This window comes from Janthinobacterium sp. 67 (assembly GCF_002797895.1).
GTDB lineage: Bacteria > Pseudomonadota > Gammaproteobacteria > Burkholderiales > Burkholderiaceae_D > Janthinobacterium.
In genome coordinates this window covers 3,469,080-3,495,274 of sequence record NZ_PGES01000001.1, presented here as the reverse complement: position 1 = coordinate 3,495,274, position 26,195 = coordinate 3,469,080, and the positions used below count along the sequence as shown (strand labels likewise).

General features: G+C 64.7%; 23 protein-coding genes. 14 read left to right on the top strand and 9 right to left on the bottom strand.

The annotated features are described in order from the left end of the window. Window positions 1-5: 5 nt before the first annotated feature. The 4 genes from CLU90_RS15660 to CLU90_RS15645 all read left to right on the top strand — a co-directional run bounded on the left by CLU90_RS15660 (window position 6) and on the right by CLU90_RS15645 (window position 4,633). Window positions 6-1,202, top strand: coding sequence for a 5-(carboxyamino)imidazole ribonucleotide synthase (locus tag CLU90_RS15660; protein ID WP_100428349.1), 1,197 nt, complete (start codon window positions 6-8; stop codon window positions 1,200-1,202). Then, entirely contained in the window at window positions 1,199-2,218 is a 1,020-nt protein-coding gene (locus tag CLU90_RS15655) for an L-threonylcarbamoyladenylate synthase (protein WP_092711807.1), read from the top strand. Before CLU90_RS15660 ends, CLU90_RS15655 begins: the two co-directional genes overlap by 4 nt. A gap of 241 nt (window positions 2,219-2,459) precedes the next feature. After that, window positions 2,460-3,848 carry an SGNH/GDSL hydrolase family protein gene (locus tag CLU90_RS15650; RefSeq protein WP_092711805.1) on the top strand — a complete coding sequence of 463 codons (1,389 nt, stop codon included), beginning with the start codon at window positions 2,460-2,462 and terminating at the stop codon, window positions 3,846-3,848. A 98-nt stretch (window positions 3,849-3,946) separates the two neighbouring features. Continuing rightward, window positions 3,947-4,633, top strand: coding sequence for an OmpW/AlkL family protein (locus CLU90_RS15645; RefSeq protein ID WP_198511223.1), 687 nt, complete (start codon window positions 3,947-3,949; stop codon window positions 4,631-4,633). Between the two features lie 39 nt (window positions 4,634-4,672). Here CLU90_RS15645 and CLU90_RS15640 read toward each other — a convergent pair whose 3' ends face one another. Beyond that, complete coding sequence (locus CLU90_RS15640) at window positions 4,673-5,179, bottom strand: flavin reductase family protein (protein ID WP_034746143.1); 507 nt, start codon at window positions 5,177-5,179, stop codon at window positions 4,673-4,675. Between the two features lie 176 nt (window positions 5,180-5,355). Here CLU90_RS15640 and msrA point away from each other — a divergent pair, with 176 nt between their 5' ends. Further along, window positions 5,356-5,889: a peptide-methionine (S)-S-oxide reductase MsrA gene (gene msrA / locus CLU90_RS15635; RefSeq protein ID WP_100428348.1), complete on the top strand. Its 534-nt coding sequence runs from the start codon at window positions 5,356-5,358 to the stop codon at window positions 5,887-5,889. Window positions 5,890-5,904: 15 nt separating this feature from the next. Here msrA and CLU90_RS15630 read toward each other — a convergent pair whose 3' ends face one another. Then, window positions 5,905-7,140, bottom strand: coding sequence for an SAM-dependent methyltransferase (locus CLU90_RS15630; protein WP_092711801.1), 1,236 nt, complete (start codon window positions 7,138-7,140; stop codon window positions 5,905-5,907). Window positions 7,141-7,266: 126 nt separating this feature from the next. Beyond that, window positions 7,267-8,466 carry a pyridoxamine 5'-phosphate oxidase gene (gene pdxH, locus CLU90_RS15625; protein WP_092711799.1) on the bottom strand — a complete coding sequence of 400 codons (1,200 nt, stop codon included), beginning with the start codon at window positions 8,464-8,466 and terminating at the stop codon, window positions 7,267-7,269. A gap of 113 nt (window positions 8,467-8,579) precedes the next feature. Between pdxH and CLU90_RS15620 the strand changes: the two genes are divergently transcribed. After that, the gene (locus CLU90_RS15620; RefSeq protein ID WP_232731219.1) at window positions 8,580-9,425 is read left to right on the top strand and encodes a tRNA threonylcarbamoyladenosine dehydratase; all 846 of its coding nucleotides are present in this window, start codon (window positions 8,580-8,582) and stop codon (window positions 9,423-9,425) included. Between the two features lie 14 nt (window positions 9,426-9,439). On the opposite strand, the gene thpR is transcribed toward CLU90_RS15620, so the two are convergent. Beyond that, entirely contained in the window at window positions 9,440-9,967 is a 528-nt protein-coding gene (gene thpR, locus CLU90_RS15615) for an RNA 2',3'-cyclic phosphodiesterase (protein ID WP_157808834.1), read from the bottom strand. A 93-nt stretch (window positions 9,968-10,060) separates the two neighbouring features. On the opposite strand from thpR, the gene CLU90_RS15610 reads away from it, so the two are divergent. Both CLU90_RS15610 and cysK read left to right on the top strand, forming a co-directional pair. Then, the gene (locus CLU90_RS15610; RefSeq protein WP_034746152.1) at window positions 10,061-10,525 is read left to right on the top strand and encodes an FKBP-type peptidyl-prolyl cis-trans isomerase; all 465 of its coding nucleotides are present in this window, start codon (window positions 10,061-10,063) and stop codon (window positions 10,523-10,525) included. A 99-nt stretch (window positions 10,526-10,624) separates the two neighbouring features. After that, a complete protein-coding gene (gene cysK / locus CLU90_RS15605) occupies window positions 10,625-11,557 on the top strand; it encodes a cysteine synthase A (protein ID WP_100428345.1) in 933 nt (310 codons plus the stop codon). On the opposite strand, the gene CLU90_RS15600 is transcribed toward cysK, so the two are convergent. Next, on the bottom strand, window positions 11,518-12,819 hold the full coding sequence (locus CLU90_RS15600) for an SGNH/GDSL hydrolase family protein (RefSeq protein ID WP_232731218.1): 1,302 nt from the start codon (window positions 12,817-12,819) through the stop codon (window positions 11,518-11,520). The two genes, cysK and CLU90_RS15600, sit on opposite strands and share 40 nt — an antisense overlap. Before the next feature lie 99 nt (window positions 12,820-12,918). Here CLU90_RS15600 and CLU90_RS15595 point away from each other — a divergent pair, with 99 nt between their 5' ends. Continuing rightward, the gene (locus CLU90_RS15595) at window positions 12,919-13,824 is read left to right on the top strand and encodes a LysR family transcriptional regulator (RefSeq protein WP_092711791.1); all 906 of its coding nucleotides are present in this window, start codon (window positions 12,919-12,921) and stop codon (window positions 13,822-13,824) included. 89 nt (window positions 13,825-13,913) lie between these two features. Next, complete coding sequence (locus CLU90_RS15590) at window positions 13,914-14,315, top strand: ribosomal maturation YjgA family protein (RefSeq protein WP_100428344.1); 402 nt, start codon at window positions 13,914-13,916, stop codon at window positions 14,313-14,315. 6 nt (window positions 14,316-14,321) lie between these two features. Here CLU90_RS15590 and CLU90_RS15585 read toward each other — a convergent pair whose 3' ends face one another. The 3 genes from CLU90_RS15585 to CLU90_RS15575 form a co-directional block, all read right to left on the bottom strand. Next, window positions 14,322-17,147, bottom strand: coding sequence for a M16 family metallopeptidase (locus CLU90_RS15585; RefSeq protein ID WP_100428343.1), 2,826 nt, complete (start codon window positions 17,145-17,147; stop codon window positions 14,322-14,324). Between the two features lie 90 nt (window positions 17,148-17,237). Continuing rightward, complete coding sequence (locus CLU90_RS15580) at window positions 17,238-17,576, bottom strand: hypothetical protein (protein WP_100428342.1); 339 nt, start codon at window positions 17,574-17,576, stop codon at window positions 17,238-17,240. Next, window positions 17,577-18,305 (bottom strand): hypothetical protein, encoded by a 729-nt coding sequence (locus tag CLU90_RS15575; RefSeq protein WP_100428341.1) that lies wholly within the window; start codon window positions 18,303-18,305, stop codon window positions 17,577-17,579. Window positions 18,306-18,496: 191 nt separating this feature from the next. On the opposite strand from CLU90_RS15575, the gene CLU90_RS15570 reads away from it, so the two are divergent. Further along, the gene (locus tag CLU90_RS15570; protein ID WP_232731217.1) at window positions 18,497-20,269 is read left to right on the top strand and encodes a GGDEF domain-containing protein; all 1,773 of its coding nucleotides are present in this window, start codon (window positions 18,497-18,499) and stop codon (window positions 20,267-20,269) included. Here CLU90_RS15570 and CLU90_RS15565 read toward each other — a convergent pair. After that, complete coding sequence (locus CLU90_RS15565) at window positions 20,259-20,741, bottom strand: CinA family protein (RefSeq protein ID WP_100428340.1); 483 nt, start codon at window positions 20,739-20,741, stop codon at window positions 20,259-20,261. The genes CLU90_RS15570 and CLU90_RS15565 overlap by 11 nt on opposite strands. A 222-nt stretch (window positions 20,742-20,963) precedes the next feature. Between CLU90_RS15565 and CLU90_RS15560 the strand changes: the two genes are divergently transcribed. Genes CLU90_RS15560 through CLU90_RS15550 form a run of 3 tightly spaced genes read left to right on the top strand, consistent with a single transcriptional unit; the run spans window position 20,964 to window position 26,194 of the window. Then, on the top strand, window positions 20,964-21,578 hold the full coding sequence (locus CLU90_RS15560; RefSeq protein WP_157808833.1) for a YfiR family protein: 615 nt from the start codon (window positions 20,964-20,966) through the stop codon (window positions 21,576-21,578). Next, complete coding sequence (locus CLU90_RS15555) at window positions 21,579-23,609, top strand: ATP-binding protein (RefSeq protein WP_092711777.1); 2,031 nt, start codon at window positions 21,579-21,581, stop codon at window positions 23,607-23,609. Then, complete coding sequence (locus CLU90_RS15550) at window positions 23,606-26,194, top strand: EAL domain-containing protein (RefSeq protein WP_100428339.1); 2,589 nt, start codon at window positions 23,606-23,608, stop codon at window positions 26,192-26,194. The genes CLU90_RS15555 and CLU90_RS15550 overlap by 4 nt, the downstream gene beginning before the upstream one ends. Window position 26,195 lies beyond the last annotated feature (1 nt).

Sequence of the window (26,195 nt, the reverse complement as noted above, 5' to 3'; positions counted from 1 at the left end):
AAATAATGAATAGTAAATCGACTTCCCCATTGCTGCCCGCCGCCCATCCACCGGCGTGGCTGGGCGTGATGGGCGGCGGCCAGCTCGGCCGCATGTTTGCCCAGGCGGCCCAGAGCATGGGTTACCAAGTAGCCGTACTGGAACCGTCCGACGCCTGCCCTGCGGGGCAGGTGGCGCAGCGCCTCGTCAATGCCGGCTACAGCGATGCAGCCGGTCTCGACGCCCTGGCTGCGCAATGCCTGGCCGTCACCACGGAATTCGAGAATGTGCCGGCCGACAGTCTGTCGCGCCTGGCCGAGCGCGTGTTCGTGGCGCCGAACGCCCATGGCGTATCGGTGGCGCAGGACCGCATCGCGGAAAAGCGTTTCTTTGTCGACTGTGCGGCCAAGTCCGGCGTGCTGCCGGCGCCGCACATGGTGATCGCCACGCAGCTTGACATCGACGCCATAGCCGACGACTTGCTGCCGGGTATCTTGAAAACCGTGCGCATGGGCTATGACGGCAAGGGCCAGTTCCGCGTGCGTACGCGCGACGAGGTGCGCGCCGCGTTTGCGGAAATGGGCGAAGTAACTTGTCTGCTGGAAAAAATGTTGCCGCTGGCGTATGAAGTGTCGATGCTGACGGCGCGCGGCGTGGATGGCGAATCGGTCGTCTATCCGATCGCCGAAAACGTGCACCGCGACGGCGTCCTGTTTACTACCACCGTGCCGGGCCCGAACGTGTCCGACGATTGCGCCGCCAGGGCGCAGCGGGCGGCGCAAGCGATGGTCGCCGAACTCGGCTATGTCGGCGTGCTGTGCATCGAATTTTTCGTGCTGGAAGATGGCAGCCTGGTAGTCAATGAAATGGCGCCGCGCCCGCACAACAGCGGCCACTACACGATGGATGCCTGCGTCACCAGCCAGTTCGCGCAGCAGGTACGGGCCATGGCGCGCTTGCCGCTGGGCGACGTGCGCCAGCATTCGCCGGCCGTGATGCTCAACATCCTCGGCGACGCCTGGTTTGCCGGCGACAGCGATGTGGTCACTGAACCGGCGTGGGACCAGGTGCTGGCGCTGCCGGGCGCCTGTCTGCACCTGTATGGCAAGGACGATCCGCGCCGTGGCCGCAAGATGGGCCACCTGACTTTCATCGCCGCGACCTTGCCGGAAGCGCAGCAGCGCTTGCGCGACGCTTGCCTGATCCTGGGAATCGCGCCGTGAGCGTACCCGCACACGATCTGGCGGCGGCCGCCGCCGTGCTGGAAGCGGGCGGTCTCGTCGCTTTCCCGACGGAAACCGTGTATGGCCTGGGCGCCGACGCGGAAAACCCGGCCGCCGTGGCGCGCATCTATGAAGCCAAGGGCCGTCCCTCGGACCACCCGGTGATCGTGCACGTGGCGCCCGGCGCCGACCTGGCGCACTGGTCCGACGATATTCCTGTCGAGGCCGAACAACTGGTGGCCGCCTTCTGGCCCGGTCCGCTGACCCTGATCGTCAGGCGCGCCGCGCATATCCCCGACGCCGTGTCCGGCGGCCAGGATACGGTGGGCTTGCGCTGCCCGTCGCACCCGGTGGCTATCGAATTGCTACGCACGTTCAAGGGCGGCAAGGGCGGCCTGGCGGCACCGTCGGCAAACAAATTCGGCAACGTCAGCCCCACCACGGCGCAGCACGTGCGCGATGAATTCGCAGCCGAACTCGACAGCGGCCTGCTGGGTCTGGTGCTCGATGGCGGACAGAGCGACGTCGGCATCGAGTCGACCATCGTCGACCTGTCGCGCCTGGCCACGCACGGTCCCGTGCTCTTGCGTCCCGGCCATATCAGCAGCGCGCAGATCGCCGCCGTCATCGGCCGCGCACCGGCTGTTGCCGACGCGGCCGCGCCGCGCGCCTCGGGTACCCTGGAATCGCATTACGCGCCACATACGCCTGTTGCGATGCAGCACAGCGATGACGTGAGCGCCACCTTGAACCGTCTGCTCAACGACGGGCGCCGCGTGGCCCTGATCCATTACTCGGATCTGCCGCCTGCCAGCGCCAGCGTACGCCTGGCCGCCAATCCGGAAAACTACGCGCATGCGCTGTATGCCTCGCTGCGCACGATGGACCAGGTCGGCGCCGAGCTGATCCTCGTCGAAGCCCCGCCCACCGGCCCCGAATGGCTGGGCGTCAACGACCGTTTGCGGCGTGCCGCGTTCGGCTCAAGTGGTATCTTGCAGCAATTCCTGTCCGTCTGAAAAAAGCCCCGCAAGGGGCTTTTTATTGATGCAGCGCAATAGCAATGCTTGCCACGAAACATAGTAAATCCTCCATAATTCAGCAGATCGGCCGCTCGTGACAGGGCGCTGGCGATGTTGTTATTTCGTTGATTTTTAAAACATATTTTCTATACAAGCCCGAGGAACGATGGCATATTAGTTGGGTAGCGAATAGCACGCCCGTTCGTTTAGAAACCAGAAAAAAGACCGAGGAGACAAAATGCATCAAACAAAATTCGCGCTGGCCGTGCTGGCTGCGGCTGTCCTGGCAGGTTGCGGCGGCGCCAGTGGCGGTGATCAAGCCTTGAAAGTCAAATACACGGCGCAGGTGTCGTTCGGCGACAGCCTGTCCGATGTCGGTTCGTATGCGGTCGCCGGCGTGGCGGCGAGCGGTGGCGGCAAATTCACCATCAATGGCGACAATACCAAGATCAATCCTGAACTGACGGGCAAGAACTGGACCGAGCACCTGGCTGCGCAATTCGGCTTGCCGGCGCCATGCGCCGCCGAAACGGGCCTGGAAGGCAGCATACCGACCCTGCAAGCTCCCCGCGTCAAGCACGCCGGCTGCTTTGGCTACGCCATGGGCGGCTCGCGCGTCACCAACCCCGTCGGTCCGAACAACAAGTTGACCGGCAGCCAGCTGGGCGCCCTGACCGTGCCCGTGGTGACGCAGATTGCGAACCACCTGGCCGTTTCCGGCGGCAAGTTCAGCGGCACGGAAGCCGTTTTCGTGATGGCCGGCGGTAATGACGTACTGTTCCAGCTGGGCGCATTGCAGGCAGGCGCGACCGCTGCAGGCCAGGCTGCAGGCGCGGCCGCAGGCGCCCAGGCTTTCGCCACCAACCTGACTCTGGCCCTGGCCGCCGGCGCCCCCAATCCGACCACGGCAGCGGCCTCCATCGGCGCCGCCGTCAAAGCCGCCAGCGCCGCCCCTGGCGCCACATCGGCGACCATCGTCGGTGCCGCCGTGCAGGCTGCTGTTATTGCAGGCAATACCGCTGTTGGCTCGTCTGCCGTGTACGGCCCGCTGGTCGCCAAGGCGCAAGCCGATGCGACGGTGACCGGTAACGCTGCCGGCGCCAAGGCCGGCGCCGATTACGCTGCGGCCCAGGGACCGACACTGGTTGCCGCCATGGGACAGGCAGGCAAGGAACTGGTGGCGCTGGTCAAGGACCAGATCATCGCCAAGGGCGCCAACTATGTCATCGTCAACAATCTGCCTGACGTGGCCGGTACGCCATCGGGCCTGAGCAAGGATGCCAATACCAAGGCGCTCATCAATGCCATGGTCAGTGCCTTCAATGGCGAACTGAGCGGCGGCCTGAGCGGCAATGCCAAAGTCTTGCTGGTCGACGTCTTTGCCGTCAGCCATGACCAGGGCACCAACCCTGGCCCGTATGGCTTGACCAACGTCAGCGAGACGGCGTGCGACTTGACGCCAGCGAAGAACTTCCTGGGCAGCTCGCTGGTCTGCAATGGCGCGAACCTGAAGGCGGGCGACGTCAGCCACTATTCGTATGCCGACGATGTGCACCCTACGCCGTTCAACAACCTGTTGCTGGCCCGTTACGTGGCCAAGGACATGGTCGTGCGGGGCTGGCTGTAAGGGATGGCCGCGCCGGCCGCGTCCCCGGGGCGTGGCCGGCGCTGGCAGCGACAAGACCGGATAGCCCGGCTATCCGCACATAATGATCAGGAGACAAGATGAAAAATCGTTTGAATACCGCTGTACGCGTGCTGGCCGCCGCCGCCGCGATGGCCGTGGCGACGGGCGCTTCGGCGCAAAGCGCAGGCACGTGGATGGTCAAGGCTGGCGTCAACAAGATCACGCCGCATGTGGACAGTGGCGACATTTCCGCGCCGGCACTGCCGGGCACGAAGGCCGACGTCAAGGCCGATACCAAGCCCATCCTGAGCTTTGCCTACATGATCACGGATAATATTTCCGCTGAAATGATCCTGGGCGTGCCATACAAGCATGACCTGGTCGGCGATGGTGCCATCAAGGGCACGGGCAAGCTGGGCACGGCGGAAGTCTTGCCGCCGACGGCCTTCATCCAGTACCGTTTCTTCCAGCCCAATGCAATGATCCGCCCTTACGTGGGTGCGGGCCTGACGTATGCCTACTTCCAGAAGGAAAAAGGTTCGGGCCAGATGACGGCCTTGCTGGATCCGGGTGGATCGCCCGTCACCTACCGCCTGGACAACAAGCTGGCGGGCAGCCTGGTGCTCGGCAGCTCCGTGGCCTTCAATCAGCGCTGGTTTGCCGACGTGGCCGTGGTCAAGACCTTCCTGAAAACCAAGGCGAAATTCTCGACGGGGCAGACGCAGGACATCAAGCTCGATCCGCTCGCCGTGAGTGTCAGCATCGGGTATAACTTTACCCTGTAAAACAAAAAATCCGCCTCGGCGGATTTTTTTTTGTCCCGCTCAGGCTGGCGGCGTATTGAACTTCCCATTGTGGAAGATCAAGGGCGGCTGCGCGGCAAACGCGCATTGTTCCACTTCGCCCACGAAAATGACGTGGTCGCCTTCAGGATAGCGGCTGCGGTTGTGGCATTCGAACCAGGCTGACGCGCCTTTCAGGATGGGCTGGCCCGTGCGCGACAGTTCGTATTCGACGTCATCGAAAGGATTCGGCGTGCGGCGTGAAAAGCGCGTCGCCAGTTCCGCCTGCTCGGCGCCCAGCACATTGATGACGTAGTGCGAGTTGCCGCTGAAGATGGGCATGCTGTTCGCCACGGAACCGAGGCTCCACAGCACCAGCGGCGGCGACAGCGAGACGGAATTGAAGGAACTGGCCGTCAAGCCGCGGAAACTGCCGTCGGCCAGGCGCGTCGTAATGACCGTCACGCCGGTGGCAAACTGCGACAATGCCTGACGGAAATGTGCCGTATCGAATTCTTGCGCTGGCGCGCGGGGAGAGCGTGTGTTCATGGGTGACCTGTCTATTTGCTGACATTATGCCAAAAATCGGCCGCGCCAGCGCAATCGTGGCCGGCACGCCCCTTATGTGCGGTGCAGCACGCGCCGTTTCAAGCGGCACTGCAGGCGATGGCGCTTTGCGCTACAGTGGTAATTGACACGCCGCAGTGGCGTTGCGGGAGGACATCATGCATCAACAGACGGAAGTGGCTGTACTGGGCGGTGGCTGTTTCTGGTGCCTGGCCGCCGTGTACGGGGAAGTGCGCGGCGTCACGCGCGTCGAGTCCGGCTACACGGGCGGCGGCGTGCCCGACCCCACGTATGAACAGGTGTGCACGGGCGAGACGGGCCATGCGGAAGTGGTGCGCCTGGAATTCGATCCGGCCATCATCCCTTACCACGATTTGCTGGAAATCTTCTTTACCCTGCATGACCCGACCACCGTGAACCGGCAGGGCAACGATGTCGGCACGCAATTTCGTTCCGTCATCCATTACCAGTCGGCCGAGCAGGAAAAGGTGGCGCGCAAGGTGCTCGCCGAGATGGCCGGCGTGTGGGATGCGCCCATCGTCACGCAGCTGGCGCCGGCATCAAGCTTTTATCCGGCTGAGGAGTATCACCAGCATTATGTCGAAGAGCATCCCTTGCAGGGCTATTGCGCCCTGGTCGTCGCTCCCAAGGTGGAAAAATTCCGCGCCATGTATGCGGAGCGCCTGAAGTAGCGCCCCGCGCACCCGTCAGCTTGCCAGCACGGGCGCCGGCCTCGCATCCTGCGCATACATGTAGTTGCGCGACCAGGGCAGGGAGGAAGAACGCCGGCCCGCCTTCACGCAGACGATCTGGTACAGGCTGATCAAATCTTGCTCGAAAGCATAGGCGCAGCCGGCCAGGTAGACGTGCCAGATGCGGAAGCGCCGTTCGCCCGCCAGCGGACGGATCTGCTCGGCATGGGCTTCGAAATTTTCCGTCCACAGGGCGCAGGTGCGCGCATAGTGGCGCCGCAGGTTTTCCACGTCCAGCACTTCCAGCCCCCCCTGCTGCATGGTTTTGAGTACGTTGCCGATGTGCGCCAGTTCGCCGTGCGGAAACACATATTTTTCGATGAATTCGCCGCCGCCATACGGCGTTTCGCCATTGTCAGGATCGGTCGAGGTGATGCCGTGGTTCATCGCCATGCCGTCCGGCGCCAGTAGCTTGTTGATGATGGAAAAGTACTCGGGCAAGTGTTTCAGGCCCACGTGCTCGAACATGCCCACGCTGGTGATGCGGTCGAACTGGCCCGTGACGTCGCGGTAGTCTTGCAGGCGGATGTCGATCAGGTGCGCCAGGCCGGCCGCCGCCACGCGCTCGCGCGCCAGCGCGTACTGGTTTTCCGACAGGGTCACGCCCACGCAGCGGGCGCCATATTGCTGGGCGGCACGCATGACGAGCGCGCCCCAGCCGCAGCCGATGTCGAGCAGGGTCTGGCCCGGCTGCAACTGGATTTTCTTCAGGATATGGTCGATCTTCTTGACCTGTGCCTGCGCCAGGGTCTCATCGCCCTGTTCGAAATAGGCGCAGGAATACACGAGGGCGGGGTCGAGAAACTGTTCATAGAACGCGTTCGACACGTCGTAATGGTAGCGGATGGCTTCGGCATCCTTGCTCTTGTCGTGTGTAAAGCTGCGCACGATGCGGGCCAGCTTGCCTTCCGGCTTCAAGGTATTGCGCGCCAGGGCATTGCAGATGGCTATCATGTCCTGGGCCGTGCCCTTGACTTCGATATTGCCTTCCACATAGGCCGAGCCCAGGTTGGCCAGCGACGGGTTCAGCAAATAGCGGGCCGAGGCGACGGTGGGCAGGCGGATGGTGACTCTCGGCGTTTCGCTGGACAGGTCGACATGCTGGCCGTTCCATAATTCTATGCGGAGCGGCAAGGCGGTCTTGCTGCGGATGCTGGCGATCCAGGACTTGAGTTGGTTTTGTACAAACAAAATGGCCTCCAATGAAGCGGCCCCACCGGGGCCGCAAATTGAGAAACAATGTTATTTAGTAACTTCTACCTTCATAGCCTACACCTATATTGACCAGCTTGCTTTGCGCCGCCTTGTCTATGCTGCTTACGGTTGCAAGCGCTGCATGCTCCATTGCCCGTCAGCACCGCGCGTAAAGACGATGCGGTCGTGGAAGCGCGAACGGCGCCCCTGCCAGAATTCGATGCGTTCCGGCTGCAAGCGGTAGCCGCCCCAGTGGGCAGGGCGCGGCGGCGGGGCATCGCCGATGGCGGCGGCCACGGCCGCGTAATTGCTTTCCAGCGCGGCACGGTCGGCAATGGGCGCGCTTTGCTGCGAAGCAATCGCCGACAAGCGGCTTTGCACGGGGCGCACATTGAAATACTCATCGCTCTCGGCGGCCGTGGTTTTCACCACCGTGCCTTCGATGCGCACTTGCCGCTCCAGTTCGCCCCAGAAGAACAGCAGGGCCGCATGCGGGTTGTGCTCGAGCTGCTGGCCCTTGTCGCTGTGGTAATTCGTGTACCAGGTAAAGCCCCGTTCGTCGAATTGCTTGATCAGCACGATGCGCGAGCTGGGCTTGCCGTCGGGACTGACGGTCGCCAGGCTCATGGCGTTCGGCTCCATCACCTGCGCCTTGACGGCCTCGGCAAACCATTTCTGGAACTGGGCGATGGGATCGGCCAGCACGTCCGTCTCGCTCAGGCTCGATTGCACGTAATCGGTGCGCATGGCGGCCAGCGCGGCGGCCGCGTCCGGCACTTCGGGAGCCTCCGGCGCGATGCCACGGCGGCGCTGCATGGCCGTGCCCAGCTGCTCCATCTGCTGCGCGCTGAACAGGCGCTTGGCCATGGGCGCCAGCTGGCCCTCTTCCTTGCTCATGTGGGCCTGGTAGGCGGCCACGTAATCGCGCACGCCATGGGCGGACAATTGGACAGCCGTGCCGGCCGCGATGGCGTCCAGTTCCGGGCGCAGGGTCAGCCAGGCCTGGTCCATGCGCTGGTGGTCGGCCAGGATTTCCGGCACCAGGGTCGCCAGCAGGGCGGCATCGTCGCCCGTGGCCGTCGCTTGCAGCATGGGCATCAAGTCCTGTTCCTCATCGTCATGGTGCAGATGGGCGGCTTTATTGAAATATTGCAACACCGCCTTGGCCGCCTGCTGCGCATCCGCCGTGTTGCCGTGCTGCGCCAGGTGCGCCAGCAGGTTTTGCAGGGTCGTCAACTGCTTGCGGATCTTGTCGTGACAATGCTTGAGCACGGCGATGGGCTGGTCAAAGCCGGGAACGGAGTCGAACAGGGGAGAGGTCATGGCGAGTTCTCGTGGTGGGCGGTGTGGGGGCGCGGCGACAAACGCTGCTTGTCGCTGTGTCAATTCGGCTATTTTAGAATATCTGCCAGCGCAGTGTCCGTTAAAATGGCGCCATGCATACCTCCACCAATGAACTAATTTCCATGGACTTGACCGAGATCGATTTTGAGCGGCGTTTCGGCGGCATTGCCCGCTTGTATGGCACGCCGGCACTGGAACGCTTCCGTGCCGCCCACGTGTGTGTGATCGGCGTGGGCGGCGTCGGTTCCTGGATCGTCGAAGCGCTTGCGCGTAGCGCCATCGGCCGCCTGACCCTGATCGACCTCGACAATGTTGCCGAATCGAACATCAACCGCCAGATCCAGGCCATGAGCGACACCATCGGCAAGGCCAAGATCACGGCCCTGGCCGAACGCATCGAACTGATCAACCCGTTTTGCCAGGTCACGCAGATCGAGGATTTTATTAGCCCCGATAACCTCGAGCAGTTGTTGGGCGGGCGCGATTTCGACTATCTGGTCGACGCGATCGACAATGCCAAGGCGAAAGCGGCCGTGATCGCGTATTGCCGCGCACGCAATCTGCCCATGCTGACCATCGGCAGCGCGGGCGGGCAGACGGACCCGACCCTGATCGCCGTGCGCGACCTGTCGAAAACGGAACAGGAACCGTTGCTCAAGCGCGTGCGAAAACTGTTGCGCACGGAATATGGTTTCCCCCGTGGCGTGAAAAACAAATTCAATGTCGACGCCGTGTTTTCCATGGAACCGTTGAGCACGCCCGAGAGCGCGGAAGCGTGCGCCATCGATGGCGGCGCGCCCGCCGGCGTGACGGGCCTGAACTGTGCCGGCTTCGGTTCCAGCGTGGTGGTGACGGCCAGCTTCGGCATGGTGGCGGCCGCCCACGCGCTGAAAAGCTTGCGCCAAGACAAATTGGCCGCCTTGCCGGATGCCGCCTAGATCAGTCGTCCAAGTTACGCTGCATGAATCAGCTTCCTGCTGGCCAGGATGCGGTAGTCGCCGCTGCTCTTGAGCGATTCCACCAGCACCAGCTCGTCGGCCAGCCAGGCGATGGGCGCGAAGTCATCGATGGCCGGCGGCGGCGCCTGGCGCGCCAGGGTCACGTGTGGCGTAAAGCGGTCGTGTTCGAAGCGGGGCGCCAGCCCCTGTTCCGCCAGGCGCTGCATGCAGGCCGCGCGCAAGTCCAGCAGGGCGGGCGAAGGCTGCGCCAGGGCGGCCCAGGCCAGCGCCAGCTTTGTAAAGTGGCTGGCGTGATCGAACAGCAAGGGCATGGCGCGCGCCGGCAAGTGCGCCAGAATGTCGAGCAGGGCCGGCAGATCGCTGGCCGGGCGCTGGCCCAGGAAGGCCAGGGTCAGGTGCAGCTTGTCCGCGCGCACGGGTTTGCCTGGCAAGCGCGCCTGCCAGGCGGCCAGGGCCGCGCGCGTGGCCGCGTCGGGCCACAGCGCGTAAAACAGGCGGGGGCAGTGTGTATCGTGCGACAAATTTTTCCTATCGTTGCGGCGGTTTGCTATCATTGGCGTTCCCTGCCATGTTAGGTGCAGGGATCTCACCGAAACTCACTGAAAGAATACATCATGACGCGTAGCTCCGTTTTGTTTGCCCTGATCTGCTCCGTCGCCGCATCGCTGGCGCAGGCACAGGCGCCAGCGCCTGTTCCCGCCTCGGCCGTCTCGCTGAGTCCCGGCCCTGTCGCCGATAAATTGATCCTGATCGACAACAAGGTCGGCACGGGCAAGGAAGCGTCCGTCGGCAGCAACGTCACCGTGCATTACACGGGCTGGCTGTACCGTCCGCTGGCGAAAGATTCGCGCGGCAAGAAGTTCGACAGCTCCGTGGGCCGTGGCCCGTTCGACTTCCCGCTCGGCAAGGGCATGGTCATCAAGGGCTGGGACCAGGGCGTGGCCGGCATGAAGGTGGGCGGCAAGCGCACCCTGATCATTCCAGGCGAACTGGCCTACGGTCCGCGCGGCGCCGGCAATGGCGACATTCCGCCGAACTCGGCACTGATCTTCGACGTGGAATTGCTGGACGTGAAGTAATTGTTCAGTTTGGCGGCGGCGCATGCCCGCGCCGCCGCCATTTGCGCGCTGAAACGCGGTAGACTGGGTTCTTCTGTAATTGCTGTGGAGACCACACCCATGAACATCGCCAACGACGTCACCGAACTGATCGGCAACACCCCTCTGGTGCGCATCAACCGCATCGCTGCCGGCAGTGTGGCCACCATCCTGGCCAAACTCGAATTCTACAATCCCGCGCACAGCGTCAAGGACCGCATCGGCCTGGCCATGATCGTCGCCGCCGAAGCCGCAGGCAAGATCCATCCCGATACCGTCATCGTCGAACCGACGAGCGGCAACACGGGCATCGCGCTGGCCATGGTGTGCGCCGCGCGCGGCTACCGCTGCACCCTCGTCATGCCCGACACCATGAGCCGCGAGCGGCGCATCCTGCTGCGCGCCTATGGCGCCGAGCTGGTGCTCACGCCGGGCAGCGAAGGCATGCTGGGCGCCATCCGCAAGGCCGAGGAACTGGTGGCGGCCGACCCGCGCTACCTGATGCTGCAGCAATTCAATAACCCCGCCAATCCCGCCATCCACCGCGCCACGACGGCCGAGGAAATCTGGCGCGACACGGACGGCCAAGTCGATATCGTCATCGCCGGCGTAGGCACGGGCGGCACGATCACCGGCATCGGCGAAGTGCTGAAGGAGCGCAAGCCCGGCCTGCAAGTGATTGCCGTGGAACCGGAAGCGTCGCCGATGCTGTCGAAGGGCACCAAGGGGCCGCACCCGATCCAGGGCATCGGCGCCGGTTTCGTGCCGCAGATCTTGAATACGGCCATCTATGACGAAATCATTTGCGTCAAGAACGACGACGCCTTCGCCACGGCGCGCCTGGCCGCCAGCGACGAAGGCTTGTTGGTCGGCATCTCGTCGGGTGCCGCCCTGTGGGCCGCCCTGCAAGTGGCGCGCCGTCCGGAAAACGCGGGCAAGACCATCGTCACCATCATTCCGTCGTTCGGCGAGCGCTACCTGAGTACCGCTTTGTACGCGGGCCTGGGCGACTGATTTGTAAACAGTAGGGACAGGTCTGTCCCTTCCGCCAGCGCCCGGTTGCCTGCGTCGCCCGGGTGCAGGTGGTCGCCCGAGTCGTAGGCGGGCAGCAGGCGCAGCGGGTGCGCAGGGTCGCGCGCCAACGCGTCGAAGTCGAGTACCGCATCAAAGCTGCCGCTGGCGCGTATCCACGCATTCAATTGCTGGCGCAGCGCATCTTTTTCCGGCTGATAATAGTTGCTCAAGGGCGTGCCGGGCAGGGCGCCTGCGAACGGCATCAAGGTGGCCGCGATCACGCGCACGCCGCGGCTGTGCGCCTGGGCGATCAGCTGGGCGTAGCCGTTTGTTAACTCCTCCAACGTCGGCCGTTTTGACCGTGGCGCAAACGCCGTGCCGGGCCAGCTGATGTCATTGATTCCCAACAGGACGATCACCGTGCGCACGCCGGGTTGCGCCAGCACGTCGCGCTCGAAACGGGCCAGGGCATTGTCTCCCATGCCGTCGGACAACAACCGCGCACCGGAAATGCCCGCATTGATCACGGCCACGCCGTGCGGCGCCAAACGCCGGGCCAGGAAATCGGGCCAGCGCGCATCCATCCCCAGGCTGGCGGTGGCGCCATCGCTAATCGAATCGCCGAGGATGGCCACAGTTTGCGCTCCCTGCGCCCCCGGCGCCGCCTCCACCTGAATCGCACTGAGCAAGACGCGCGCCGTCGTGGTCTGCACGCCGGGCGCGTCATCGATGCGCGCGGCCCGCGTCTGGTCCTGCGGGGCGATCCACGCCGTCTCGCGCCCATCCCAGTGAAACGTGGAGACGGGACTGGCTTGCGGCAGGTGGATGCTCACCGTCAGGCGGGCCAGGTCCGGCACGGACAGGTCGACGGGGTCGCTGACGAGCGGCGCGCCCGGCGCCACGCTGGCCGCCGGCTGGCCGGAAAACGTCAGCGTGCGCAGGCTGCCCGCTTCGATGGCGGAAGCGGAAGCGGCCAGGGCCACGGTGGCCGCGCCGATGCGCAGCGGTACCTTGCCATACGCATTCGACAGCACGATGCGCACGCGCGGGCCGCCCACGCTGATGCGCGCCACCTGGCGCACGGTGTGCCCCTGCAGCACGGCGGGCACATTGCTGGGGAACAGGAAATCGCGGCTCCACACGGCCTGCGGGCTGGCCGTCCAGCTGGCCAGCCAGGTGGGTGCGGGATCGGCCGCATGGGCGGCGGGAATGCTCAGCGCCAGGCTCAGCAGGATGGCGGGGAGGAGGGACAGTCGTTGCATGGCGGCTCGCTTCATCAAGGGGAATGTGCGCATGATGAAAGCAAAGCCATTTATGTACTAGACTATCTCATCGAAGAACATTTATGAGTTGAATTCACAATGGCCAGACTGGAAGTGAACCGTTCCGGCGAGCTGGAAGTGTTCGTGCGCGTCGTCGAGCTCGGCGGCTTTTCCGCCGCCGCGCGCGCTTGCGGCATGACGCCGTCGGCCGTCAGCAAGCTCGTCTCGCGGCTGGAAGAGCGCCTGGGCGCGCGCCTGCTGAACCGCTCCACACGCCAGCTGCAACTGACGGCCGAAGGTTGCGGCCTGTACGAACGGGGGCAGCAGGTGCTGGCGGCGCTGGACGAGGCCGAGCGCTGCGCCGGCGTGCAGGATGTGCCGCGCGGCAAAATACGAGTCAATGCGAACGTGCCGTTCGGCCAGCATTTCTTGTTGCCGCTGGCGCCGTTGTTTCTCGAGCGCTATCCCGAGGTGACGCTCGACATCGTCCTCACGGATGAAGTCGTCGATATCCTCGAGCAGCGCACGGACGTGGCCGTGCGGGCGGGGCCATTGAAAAGTTCCAGCCTGCTGGCGCGCAAGCTGGGCCAGACGCGCATGGCCATCGTGGCGGCGCCAGGCTACCTGGCCCGGCGCGGCACGCCGTTGACGCCTGCCGAGCTGGCGTCGCACAATCTGCTCGACGCCAATTATGCGCGCGCCCGCTCGGGCTGGCCGCTGCGCCTGCCCGAGGGCGACGTCGTCGTGCCCGTCACGGGCAATGCACAGGCCAGCGATGGCGAAGCCTTGCGGCAGCTGGCGCTGGCGGGACTGGGACTGGCGCGCCTGGCCGCCTTCCAGGTGCGCGCCGATATCGCGGCCGGCCGTTTGCAGGCCGTGCTGGAAGAGTGCAATCCCGGCGACAGCGAGGAAGTGCATGCCGTGTTCGTGGGGCAAGGCGGGCATGTGCCGCTGCGCGTGCGCGTCTTTCTCGATTTCCTGGCGCAGCACGTCGACCTTGGCTAATGCGATAGGCTGCAGGCAGGCACGGCCGCGCAGTACAATATCGGACGGGCCGCAATGGTTCGGCCCGTATTGTGCCTTTGAATGGAAATATGTTCCTGGTAAAACCTGAACGCCGCCGCCTGCCGCAGGTGGGCGCAACCGTGGCTGTCATCGCGCTGGGCCTGGCCTCGCGCGCCTTTCCCCAATTCGTCCCCGCCGCGCTCGGCAAGTATCCGGGCGACGCCCTGTGGGCCATGATGATCGTCTTTGCGCTGGGCGCCATCGCCACGCGCATGCGCACGTGGCAGCTGGCCTCGTGGTCCCTGCTGATCTGCTTTGCCGTGGAATTTGGCCAGCTATACCAGGCGCCGTGGATCGTCGCGTTGCGCGCCCATCCGCTGGGACACCTGGTGCTGGGCTCCGCCTTCGGCTGGGTCGACCTGATCGCCTACACGGCGGGCGTGGCGATCGCGGCGCTGGTCGATAAAGCGGCGCTGTTCAAGCGCCGCTAATCCTGATCACTTCACGTTGCCTTCGGCATCGCGCACTTCCACGGGCGCCAGCTTCAGTTTCGACAGTTGCGGCGCGATCTTCGCCTTGTCGCCCACGCCGATGACGATCAGCTTTTCCGGCTGCAGGTATTTCTTCGCCACCTGCTGTACCTGCTTGTCCGTCACGCTGGCAAAGCGCTGCGGCAAGGTCGTGTAGTAGTCGAGGCCCAGGCCGTAGATGTACGTGTTGGCCATGCTGGCGCTGACGCTGGCATTCGTCTCGAACTGGCCCGGCAAGGACAGCACTTGCGAGTTGCGCGCATTCGCCAATTCCTTGTTGCTCAAGGGTTTGGCGATCATGGCGCGGATTTCCCTGACGGTTTCCGACACGGCCGGGCCCGTCACATCGGTGCGCACGCTGGCGGCAATCGAGAACGGTCCAGGCTGCTTGCGGTACTGGAATTGCGAGCGCACGCCATACGTGTAGCCCTTTTCTTCGCGCAAGTTGGTGTTCAGGCGGCTGGTAAACAAACCGCCCAGCGCCGCGTTCATCACTTGCAGCGGCGCGTAATCGGGCGTGGCGCGCGGCACGGCGATGGTCGACAGGCGCAAGGCCGTTTGCGGCGCGCCCGGCTTGTCGACCAAAATCAGTTTCGCCTTCGTCGTCTGCGGTGCGGCGGCCACGGACGGCGCCACCGTGCCTGCCTTCCAGCTGCCGAACTTGGCTTCGGCCAGCGCCTTCAATTCCGCTTCGCCGATATCGCCCGAGACGATCAGCGCCGCATTGTTGGGCAGGTAATGCTGCTGCCAGAAACCTTGCAGGTCGGCGCGGCTGGCCGCTTTCAGCGCCGCTTCCGTGCCCAGCTGGATATAGCCATACGGATGCTGCGGGCCGTACAGGGCCGCCGCCTCCACTCTGGCCGCCACGGCGCCCGCGTTTTCGCGCTGCTGCGCCAGTTCGCCGATGCGGCTGGCGCGCTGGCGCTCGACTTCTTCCTGGGGAAATTGCGGGTGCAGCACCACGTCGGCCAGCACGTCGAGCGCTTGCGGGAACGTGGCTTTGAGCGACGTCAGCTGGGCGAACGACGCGTCCACGCCGGAACCGGTATTGAGCAGGGCGCCCAGCTGCGCCACGTCGTCGGCGATTTGCGGCGCGCTGCGCGTGGCCGTGCCTTCCTGCAGCAATTGCGCCGTAAAGCTCGACAAGCCCGGCTGCGCCAGCGGATTGGCGCCCGAGCCGCTCTTGATGACCAGCTGGCTGGACACGAGCGGCACGGCCCCGTTGTAGTGGTGGATCACGGTCAGGCCGTTCGCCAGGGTGAACGATTTTCCTTGCGGTAAAACAATCTTCGGCGCGGGACCGGCCTTCGGCACGGTATTGCGCCATGGCTCGTCCGCATTGATGGCCGTGCCTGGCGCAGGCTTGACCTTGCCCGGCGCCGGCGTCGGCACTTCCGCGCCCAAGTCCGGCGTGCCGGGCACGCCGTAGACGACCACGCGCGACTGGTTTTTCAGGTACTGGTCGACGGCGCGCTGCACGCCGGCCGCCGTCACCTGGCGGTAGCGCGCGATATCCTTGGCCAGGTAGCCGGGGTCGCCCACGTACTGGTTGTATTCGTTGAGCAAGTTGGCCACGCCGTGGCCGCCCATTTTTTCCACCTGGCTCAGCATGCTCGTCTCGATGCTGTTGCGCGCCCGTTCCAGTTCCTTCTCGGTCGGGCCCTGGGCGCGCAATTGCTCCAGCTCCGCCTGCAAGGCTTGCTCGATTTCCTCGGGCTTGCGGCCCGGGCGCGCCGTCGCGTCGATGGTGAAAATCGACGTGAGGGCGTTCGAGCCCTGGCTGGCGCCCACGTCCTGGGCGATCTGCTTGTCGTACACGAGCGATTTATACAAACGGCTGGACTTGCCGCCGGCCAGGATGTGCGCGGCCATCGACAGTTCCGCGTCATCTTTTGTGTAGGCGGACGGCGTCAGCCAGGCCATGAAGACGCGCGGCAATTCCACCCGGTCCTGCACCACGATGCGGCGCTCCTGCATGATGGGCGGCGTCACGACATCGGGTTTCGGCACGGCCGGGCCGCTCTTGAAGCTGCCGAAGTATTTGTTGACCAGTTCCTTGGTCTTCGCCTTGTCGATGTCGCCCGCGATCACGAGGCTGGCGTTGTTGGGGCCATAGTATTTGCTGAAGAATTCCTTGATGTCGGCCAGTTTCGCGTTCTGGATGTCCGCGTGCGAACCGATGACGCTGGCGTAATACGGGTGGGTCTTGGGAAACAGCTGGTGGTACAGCGCTTCCTGCACGATGCCGTACGGCGCATTTTCCACGCTCTGGCGGCGCTCGTTGCGCACCACGTCCTGCTGGTTCGTCAGCGCCGTCTGGTCGAGTACGTCCAGCAGATAGCCCATGCGGTCGGAATGCGTCCACAGCGCCAGTTCCAGCTGGTTCGACGGCACCGTGTCGAAATAATTGGTGCGGTCGAAATCCGTGCTGCCGTTCGAATCGGTGGCGCCCGCGCCTTCGAGCAACTGGTCGGCCATGCCGCGCGGCACGTGCTTGGTGGCGGCAAACATCATGTGCTCGAACAGATGCGCAAAGCCCGTCAGGCCCGGCGCTTCATTCGCGGGACCCACGTGGTACCAGATATTGACGGCCGTGACGGGCAATTTATGGTCTTCCACGAGAATCACGTCGAGGCCGTTCGGCAAGGTGTATTTTTCGTAGGCGATATTCGGCACGGACGTCGCACCCATGGGGGCAGTCGCGGCCGCATCGGCGGCATGGGCGAGGGTGAGCGGGGCGCCGTACAGCGACAGCAACAAGGCGGGGAGGGCCAGCAGTTTGATCGGTTTCATGCATGCTTCCAGGGATGGGTGGAGAAGACGCTACGGCTCGCTCGTGGCTGGCGCAGCGCGCTGGTGCTACGGTCCTTACTACGGTCGGTGCTACAGTTTATACAGCAGGGCCGCGCCACCGAGCACCAACAGCGCGCAGGCGACGGAGACGATGGCCGCCGCGCCCAGCAAGCGCCATTCGCGCGGCGTAAAGACCGGGGCGCGCCCGGGCGTTTCCTGCACCGGCTGGGACATGGCCGGCAAGCCGCCCGTCGCGCGCGCCTGCGCCGCCAGCGCCTGCGTGGCGGCGTCGAGCAGGGCCAGCTGGCGCTCGACGGTTTCCGCCAGCACGGCTTCGTTCAGCGCCACGAGCGCGAATATGGGGTCATCGACGTCGACCTTGATGCCCGTCTTGTCGAACACGTGGCTGCGCAGTTTGTGCCGGTCCATCTACCACTGCACCTTGTCGAGCTGTTCGAAGATGTCGCGGTAGACGACCTTGATGCGCTGCTTTTCCATGATGTTGAACTTGTCGTTCTGCAGCACTTCCTGCATCGTCAGGCGCGCCGTGTTCATTTTCTTGACGTCCGCGCCAAAGGTGTCGGGATTGCGCTGGCTCAGGGTGATGCTGCCCTTGACGCGCGCGCGGTTGTCGCTGTACGACTGCGATTCGACGAATTGCTTGCCGGACGCCGATTGCAGCAGGCCGAAGTGTTCGTTTTGCCACAGCACCAGCGGCACCTTCGTCGATTGGGCCGTCGCGACAAAGCCCGTGGCCGTGTCGTGCAGGGTGTCGCCGCCGCCGACGATGGTGTGGATGTACACCTTGCGGCCCGATTCTTCCAGCAGCGAAAAACAGTCGTTTTCCAGCAGATAGCCCATCAGCGGCGAAAACGTGTTGGCGCCATTGTCGATCACGCAGTTGCCGTCCGTTTCAAGGATGTCGATCATCAGCGCGTCGAAGCGTTTCGGGTCGATGTTGCGCGCATCCGTCATCACGGGCACGTGCTTGACCTGCATCGCCTTGTAGCGCGAAAAAGTCGCGTTTTCCTGGTCGGTGTCATAGCAGCGCAAAGGCGTGTCGTCCTTGCCGCCTATCCACTGGGCCAGCAGGGTAGAGACGAGGGTCTTGCCGATGCCGCCCTTGCCCTGCAGGATGAAATGTACCGTGTTTTGCATTGCGACTACTCCAAGTTGTTGCGTCAGTGACAATCAAAGATCCGTGACAGCGGCGACTGGCATTTTTACCACAATCCTTTGCAAATATGCCATGCGGAACAGCGAATCTGGTTATGATGTTAATCAGGATACCATTGATACAGAGCAAGTTTTGTGTGAAAAATCCACCCCAGAGTGTGAACGAGGACGCAGTGCCGATCTCCAGTCTCGATAAAGCCGACATTGACCGTCTGAATCAGCAAGCCCTGTCTTGCCTGGTCGGCAACCGCCGCCAGGCGCGCCGGCTGGCGCAGATGGCGCTGGCGGCGGCGCAACGGCAACAGTATGCGCGCGGCGGCGCGTATGCGGAACTCAATCATTGCTGGCTCGCGTATTACGCGGGCGAGGCCGAACCGTCGTGCGAGCGCCTGGGCGCGTATTTCCGGCACAGCGGCGACCTGGAGGGGGGCATGGAAGTGGCCGCCCTGCAGGGCGCGTATGCGAGCCGGCGCGGCGACTTTGCCGATGCCGAGGAGCATTTTCTGCAGGCGCGCAGCCAGGCCGCGCAGATACCCGATTCGCTGCACAAGTTCATGCTGTACGCGCGCCTGGGCGTCGATGCCCTGAACCGTGGCGATACGCAGGACGGCCCGCGCAATTTCCTGCTGGCGCTCGACATCGCCGAACGTTTCGGCAGCCCCGCGCACCGGGTCAACAGCCTGTCGAACCTGGCGTCGTCGCAGCACGACCTGGGCAACGATGAAGACGCCATTCCCTTGCTGGTCGAAGCGCTCGAGATCATCGGCACGCAAAAGCTCAAATACCAGCAAACCATCGTCTCGGCCAACCTGGCCATGTGTTTATTGGCTACGGGCAAGCCGGCCGAGGCGCTGGCGCTGGTCGAACCGTTTTACGAGTGGCCGGAAGAAGACCTGGCCGTGCGCGCTTTTCTGTTCTGCATTGCCGCCCACGCGGCCATCCTGCTGCGCCAGCCCGACAGCGCCCTGCAATTGCTGTTGCGGGCCGAGGAGTACGCGCGCCGGGGCCAGGACCTGGAAGAGCAGATGCATGCGTGGCTGGTGCGCGGCAAGCTCGACCTGCACGCGGGCCAGACGGCGCAGGCGCTGGCGTCCCTGACGCAGGCGCACAGCCTGCTGAGCTGGACGCGCAATCCGTTTCACCAGCAGCAGATCCTGCGGGGACTGGCCGACATCAACGCCCAACTGGGCGAATGGCAGGCCGCATATGGTTTCCTGCAGCAATACCAGGCCGCCTACGAGGCCAGCAGCAAGTCGGCGCGCGCGTCGCGCAGCCTGATGCGCAACCTGGAAAAGGAAATGCACAGCCTGAAGGCCGAGCGCGACAAGGCGCTGGAACTGCAGGCCGCGCGCGAGACGGAAAACGCCAAGCTCGAGCACCTGAACCGCGAACTGGCGCACCAGATCCTGCACGTCAATTCCCTGCAGGACAGCCTGAAGGAACAGGCCATGCGCGACCACCTGACGGGCCTGTACAACCGCCGCCATTTTGAATCCTGCCTCAACGCCATCCTGCACGAAGCCGACGCGGATGCGCCCGTGGCCATCGCCATCATCGACCTGGATTTTTTCAAGCGCGTCAACGACACCTACGGACACAACTTTGGCGACGAAGTGCTGATCCAGTTCGCGCGCCTGGTGGAAGGCCAGCTGCGCGGCAGCGACATGGTGTGCCGCTATGGCGGCGAGGAATTCTGCCTGCTATTGCGCGAAGCCGACAGCCTCATCGCCGCGCACAAGATCGACGACATCGCCGCGCGCTACCGCCAGCTGCTGATCCAGCAGGCGCCGCACAGCTTGACGGGCTGCACCTTTTCGGCCGGCATCGCCGAATATCCGCGCCACGGCGCCGGCCGCCACGAATTGCTGATGCGCGCCGACAGCGCCCTGTACGCGGCCAAGCAGGCGGGCCGCGACCGCGCCTGCATCGCCGACGCTACTGGATAAAGCGCAGCAGTTCGCGCAGCGCATGCGCCACGGCCTGCTCGCGCACGGCCTGGCGGTCGCCGGCGAATACCAGCCGCTGCGTCTGCACGTGCCCGTCCATGGCCCAGCCGAAGCAGACGGTGCCGACGGGCTTGCCCGGCACGCCGCCCGTGGGACCGGCGATGCCTGTGGTCGAGACGGCCACCTGGGCTTCGCTGTGGGCCAGGGTGCCTTGCGCCATGGCGGCGGCCACTTCCTCGCTGACGGCGCCGTGTGCGGCGATCAGTTCGGCAGGCACGCCCAGCATGCCGCTCTTGGCCCCGTTGGAATACGTGACGAAGCCCCGCTCGAACCAGGCGCTCGAGCCCGGGATATCGGTGACGGCCTGCGCCACGCCGCCGCCCGTGCACGATTCGGCCGTGGCCAGCAGCAGGCCCTTCGACTGCAAGGCCTGGCCGAGGGCGGTGGAGAGGGGGACGAGTTCCTTGCTCATGATGACTCCTGCATGCGGTGAAAATGGTGGCAAGACTGTAGCATGGGCCACGGTAAAAGAAACTTTCCCCGGTACCAGCGAAAATGCGTACACTCTTTTATGCATTTGTTACCACTCGAGGCCGGCAGGCGGGCTGCCGCTGCGCCATCCTGGTACGCATCGCCCGAACAGGCAAGCGGCATGGTGCCGCGCCTTCGTATGCATTATCTTTACTCGGTTGTCATGGCAATTCTGAACTGGACCTGGTGGCATCATCCTGGCCCCTTGCGCCGCCCCGTGCGCGGCGCCGGCCGCTCCCTGCGCTGGGGCTGGCTATTGCTGCTCCTGGGCGTGCTGTGCGCCGATACGCTGGCGCAGGTGCCGGGGGAACTGGAACGCCAGGTCAAGGCCGCGTATCTGTACAAGTTTGCCGGCTATGTCGAGTGGCCCGACGGCAGCTTTGCCCGGCCCGATGCACCGCTGGTGATCGGCGTGGCGGGCGCCGATGCGCTGGCCGAGCAGCTCGAACAGAGCGTGGCCGGGCATAGCGTCAACGGCCGCGCCGTGCAGGTGAAAAAAGTGCGCCGCGGCGAAGCGCTGGCCGGGCTGCACGTGCTGTACCTGGGTGCGCTGGAGAAAACGGCGCTGCAGGAGATGCTGGCCGCCAGCCGTGGCCTGGCGTTGCTGACGGTGTCCGATTCGGATGAGGTCTACGCGATGGGCAGCATGATCAACTTTGTGATGGCCGACGACAAGGTGCGTTTCGACGTGGCCCTGAAACCCGTGGCGCAGGCGCATATCCGCATCAGCGCGCGCATGCTGCTGGCCGCCTACCGCGTGCAGACGGGGGGCGCCTAGATGATCAGACTGCGTTCCATCCGCCACAAGCTGATGTCGGTGGTCTTGCTGACCACCCTGGTGGCCCTCGTCATTTCGCTGGGCACCATCGTCGTCTACGACTTGCGCGCCTACCACCGCAACCTGGTGGCCGACATCAGTACCCAGGCCGAGCTGCTGGGGCACATGAGTTCGGCTGCGCTGGCCTTCGACGACGAGCGCCTGGCGCTGGAAAACCTCAACCTGATGCGCATCCGCCCGCGCGTGACGGCCGGCGCCCTGTACAAGGCCGACGGCAGCCTGTTTGCCAGCTACCGCGCGAACGAGCAGGTGGGCGAGCTGCCGGCGAAAGTGGGCAAGGAAGGCGTCAGCATCGCCGGCAAATCCGTCGAATTGTTCAAGCCCATCGTCGACAATGGCGAATTGCTGGGCACCGTGTATCTGCGTGCCGACTACGAGCTGGCCGGCCGCACGGCCGATTACCTGGCCATCGCGCTGGGCGTGACGGTGCTGGCGCTGCTGGTGGCCTTGCTGCTGCTGCGCCGCCTCGATTACGTGATCACCCAGCCCATCCTCGATATCGCCGACGTGGCGCGCGAAGTGATCGAGACGGGCGACTATTCGCGCCGCGCGCGCAAGCTCAGCGTCGACGAAGTGGCGCAGCTGGTCGATTCCTTCAACAAGATGCTGGCCGAGATCGAGCTGCGCACGCAGGCACTGGAGCGCTCGAACGGCGAGCTGGCGCGCGAAGGCGAGCAGCGCACCGAGGCGCAGCAGGAAGTCATGCGCCTGAACCAGGAGCTGGAAGTGCGCGTGCACGAACGCACGATGCAGCTGGAAATGACGAATGGCGAACTGGCCATGGCGATGGAAGAGGCGCGCAGCGCCAACTACGCCAAGTCGGCCTTTTTGTCGTCGATGAGCCATGAATTGCGCACGCCGCTCAACGCCATCCTGGGCTTTGCGCAAATCCTCAGTTCCGACCGCCTGCCGTCGACCCTGGAGCAAAAGAAGGAGTTCGCCGGCCATATCCTGAAATCGGGGCGGCACCTGCTGACACTGATCAACGAAATCCTCGACCTGGCCAAGGTGGAATCGGGCACGGTCAGCCTGTCGCTCGAACCGGTGGGCCTGGACGCCATCTTGCAGGAATGCCGTGACATGATCGCGCCGCTGGCCAGCCAGCGCGGCATCGGCATGACCTTCCCCGACGCCTGCCCGCTGAACGTGCTGGCCGACCGCACGCGCCTCAAGCAAATCCTGTTGAACCTGCTGTCGAATGCGCTCAAGTACAACCGCGAGCACGGTCAGGTGGCCATCGATTGCGCGCCGCAGGCCGGCGGCCGGGTGCGCATCAGCGTGCGCGACACGGGCATCGGCCTCGATGGCGAACAGGTGGCGCTGCTGTTCCAGCCTTTCAACCGGCTGGGGCAGGAAGGCGGCACGGAAGAGGGCAGCGGCATCGGCCTGGTGGTCACCAAGCGCCTGGTCGAGCTGATGGATGGCAGCATCGGCGTGACCAGCGCGCCCGGCGAGGGCAGCACCTTCTGGATCGAGCTGCGCGTGGTCGACGCCTTGCCCGCGCCCGACACGCTGGCCTTGCCGCGGCCGGACCTGGCCGGCGCGCTGCTCGAGCACAGCGCGCCCGTGACCTTGCTGTACGTGGAAGACAATCCCGCCAACCTGACCCTGGTCGAGGAAATCGTGCGCTACTGCCCGCAATTGCAGCTGCTGACGGCCACCGATGGCCGCCTGGGCGTGGAAATGGCGCGCGCGCACCTGCCGCAGCTGATCCTGATGGACATCAACCTGCCGAACGTGAATGGCACGGACGCGCTGAAACTGCTGCGCGCCGATCCCCGCACGGCGCACATTCCCGTCATCGCCCTGACGGCCAACGCCATGCCGGGCGACGTCGAGCGCAGCCTGGCGCTGGGCTTTTACCGCTACCTGACCAAGCCGATCAACCTCGATGAATTTACCGAGGCGATCAACAGCACCCTGGCCTATGTGGCGCAGCAGCGCCGGCAGAAGGGAACGGGCGCGCCATGATCAGCCAGGCCGATATCTACGCGGCGAAAATCCTCATCGTCGACGACCAGGAAGTCAATCTGCGCCTGCTCGAGCATTTGCTGCACAGCGGCGGCTACACGGCCTGCACCAGCACCCTCGACGCGCGCGCCGTGGCCGGCCTGCACCAGCACCACCAGTTCGACCTGATCATCCTCGACCTGGTGATGCCGGGCATGAGCGGCTACGAGGTGATGGATGCCTTGCGTCCGCTGGAACTGGAAGGCTACCTGCCCGTGCTGGTGATCGCCGCCGATCCGGACGCCAAGCTGGCGGCGCTGGAAGCGGGCGCGCGCGATTTCATCAGCAAGCCCTTCGACGCGCTCGAAGTGCTCACGCGCATCCGCAACATGCTCGAAGTGCGGCTGCTGCACCGCGCCGCGCGCCACTACAACACCCTGCTCGAACGCACGGTGGGCCAGCGCACGGCCGAACTGCAGCGCTTTCGCGGCGCCATGGACGCCACCACGGACGCCATTTTCCTCGTCGACGTGCTGGGCATGACCCTGGTCGACGTCAACGACGGCGCTTGCCGCCTGCTCGGCTATGCGCGCAACGAATTGCTGGCGCTGGCGCCGGGCACCTTGCTGCCATCGCCGCCGGCTCCGCCGCTGGCCGCGCTGCCGGGCGGCCCGGCCCATCTGGCCACGGAAGTGACGGAATGCGAACTGGTGCGGCGCGACCTGAGCCTGATCCCCGTGGAACTGGGCTGGCACTGGTATGCGCAAGCGCCCGTGACGGGCGGCTATTCTGGCACCCCTGGCGCGGGCGGCCTGCTGCTGATCGCCGTGGCGCGCGACATCAGCGAGCGGCGCCAGGCGCAGGAGCGCCTCAAGCACCTGGCCCATTACGATGGCTTGACGGGATTGCCGAACCGCAGCCTGTTCTACCAGACCCTGGCCCAGGCCGTGGAACTGGCGCAGGAAAAAAGCTGGCGCATCGTGGTGCTGTTCATCGCGCTCGACCGTTTCAAAAGCATCAACGACACCTTGGGCGCGGCGCTGGGCGACGAATTGCTGCGCCAGTTCAGCAACCGCCTGGTCGAATGCGTGCGCCTGCGCGACACGGTGGGTCGATTGGGCAACGACGAATTCGCGCTCATATTGACCATGAGCCGCAACCAGCAGGAAGCCGTGGCCGTGGCCAACCAGGTGCGCGAAGCCCTGCGCGCGCCATTCGACTTGCGCGGCCACGCGGCCACCCTGACGGCCAGCATCGGCATCGCCATGTATCCGGACGACGCCACCGACCCGGAAACCCTGATCAAATACGCCAATACGGCCATGGGCGGCGCCAAGCAGGCGGGCCGCGACGGCTACCGCTTTTTCACGGCCGGCATGAACGTGCAGGTGCTGGCGCGCCTGGACCTGGAACTGGCGCTGCGCCATGCGCTCGAACACGATCAGTTCATCCTGTACTACCAGCCGAAGGTGGATTTGCGCACGGGCCGCATCAGCGGCGTCGAGGCGCTGCTGCGCTGGCGCCGTCCCGGCTACGGCCTGGTGGCGCCGGCCGAATTCGTGCCCGTGCTGGAAGACACGGGCCTGATCGTGCGCGTGGGCGCCTGGGTGATCCAGGCCGCCTGCCGCCAGATCGCCGAGTGGCGCGACAGCGAGGTGGGACCCGTGCACGTGGCCGTGAACGTGTCGAGCCGCCAGTTTGCCGAAGGCGACCTGGAAAGCGAAGTGACGCGCGCGCTGGCGCAGTACAACGTGGCGCCGGAACTGCTGGAACTGGAACTGACGGAAACGGCGCTGATGTCGAACGCCGAGCGCACCATCGTCGTGCTGGGCAAATTGAAGAAAATCGGCGTGAAGGTGGCGATCGACGATTTCGGCACCGGTTATTCCAGTCTCGCGTATCTGCAGCGCTTCCCCATCGACAAGCTGAAAATCGACATCGCCTTCGTGCGCAACATCACCAGCAACCCGAACGACGCGGCCATCGCGCTGGCCATCGTCAGCATGGCGCACAGCCTGAAACTGAGCGTCGTGGCCGAGGGCGTGGAATCGCGCCCGCAGCTCGAATACCTGCGGCGCAACCGCTGCGACGAGATCCAGGGCTTTTATTTCAGCCGTTCTTTGCCGGCGCTGGAACTGGGGCAGATGATCGTCGCCGGCGCCGGCCTGCCGCCCGGCCACGACCCGGCCGCGCAGCCCGCGCAGACGCTGCTCATCGTCGACGACGACGTCAACGTGCTGTCGTCCTTGCATCGCCTGTTCCGTCCCGAGGGCTATCAGATCCTCACGGCCAGCACGCCGGCCGAGGGCTTTGAAATGCTGGCCCTGCACCGGGTGCACGTGATCGTCTGCGACCAGCGCATGCCGAGCATGAGCGGCACGGAGTTCCTCAGCAAGGTGAAGGAGCTGTACCCGGAAACCATCCGCATCATCCTGTCCGGCTACACGGGCCTGGAAGCCGTGCTCGACTCGATCAACCGCGGCGCCATCTACCGTTTCTATACGAAACCGTGGGACGACACCCAGCTGCGCGACAACATTCGCCTGGCCTTTCAGCACTACTGGATGGTGAACCAGCCGGGGCTGGCGCGGGTGGCGGTGCGCTAGC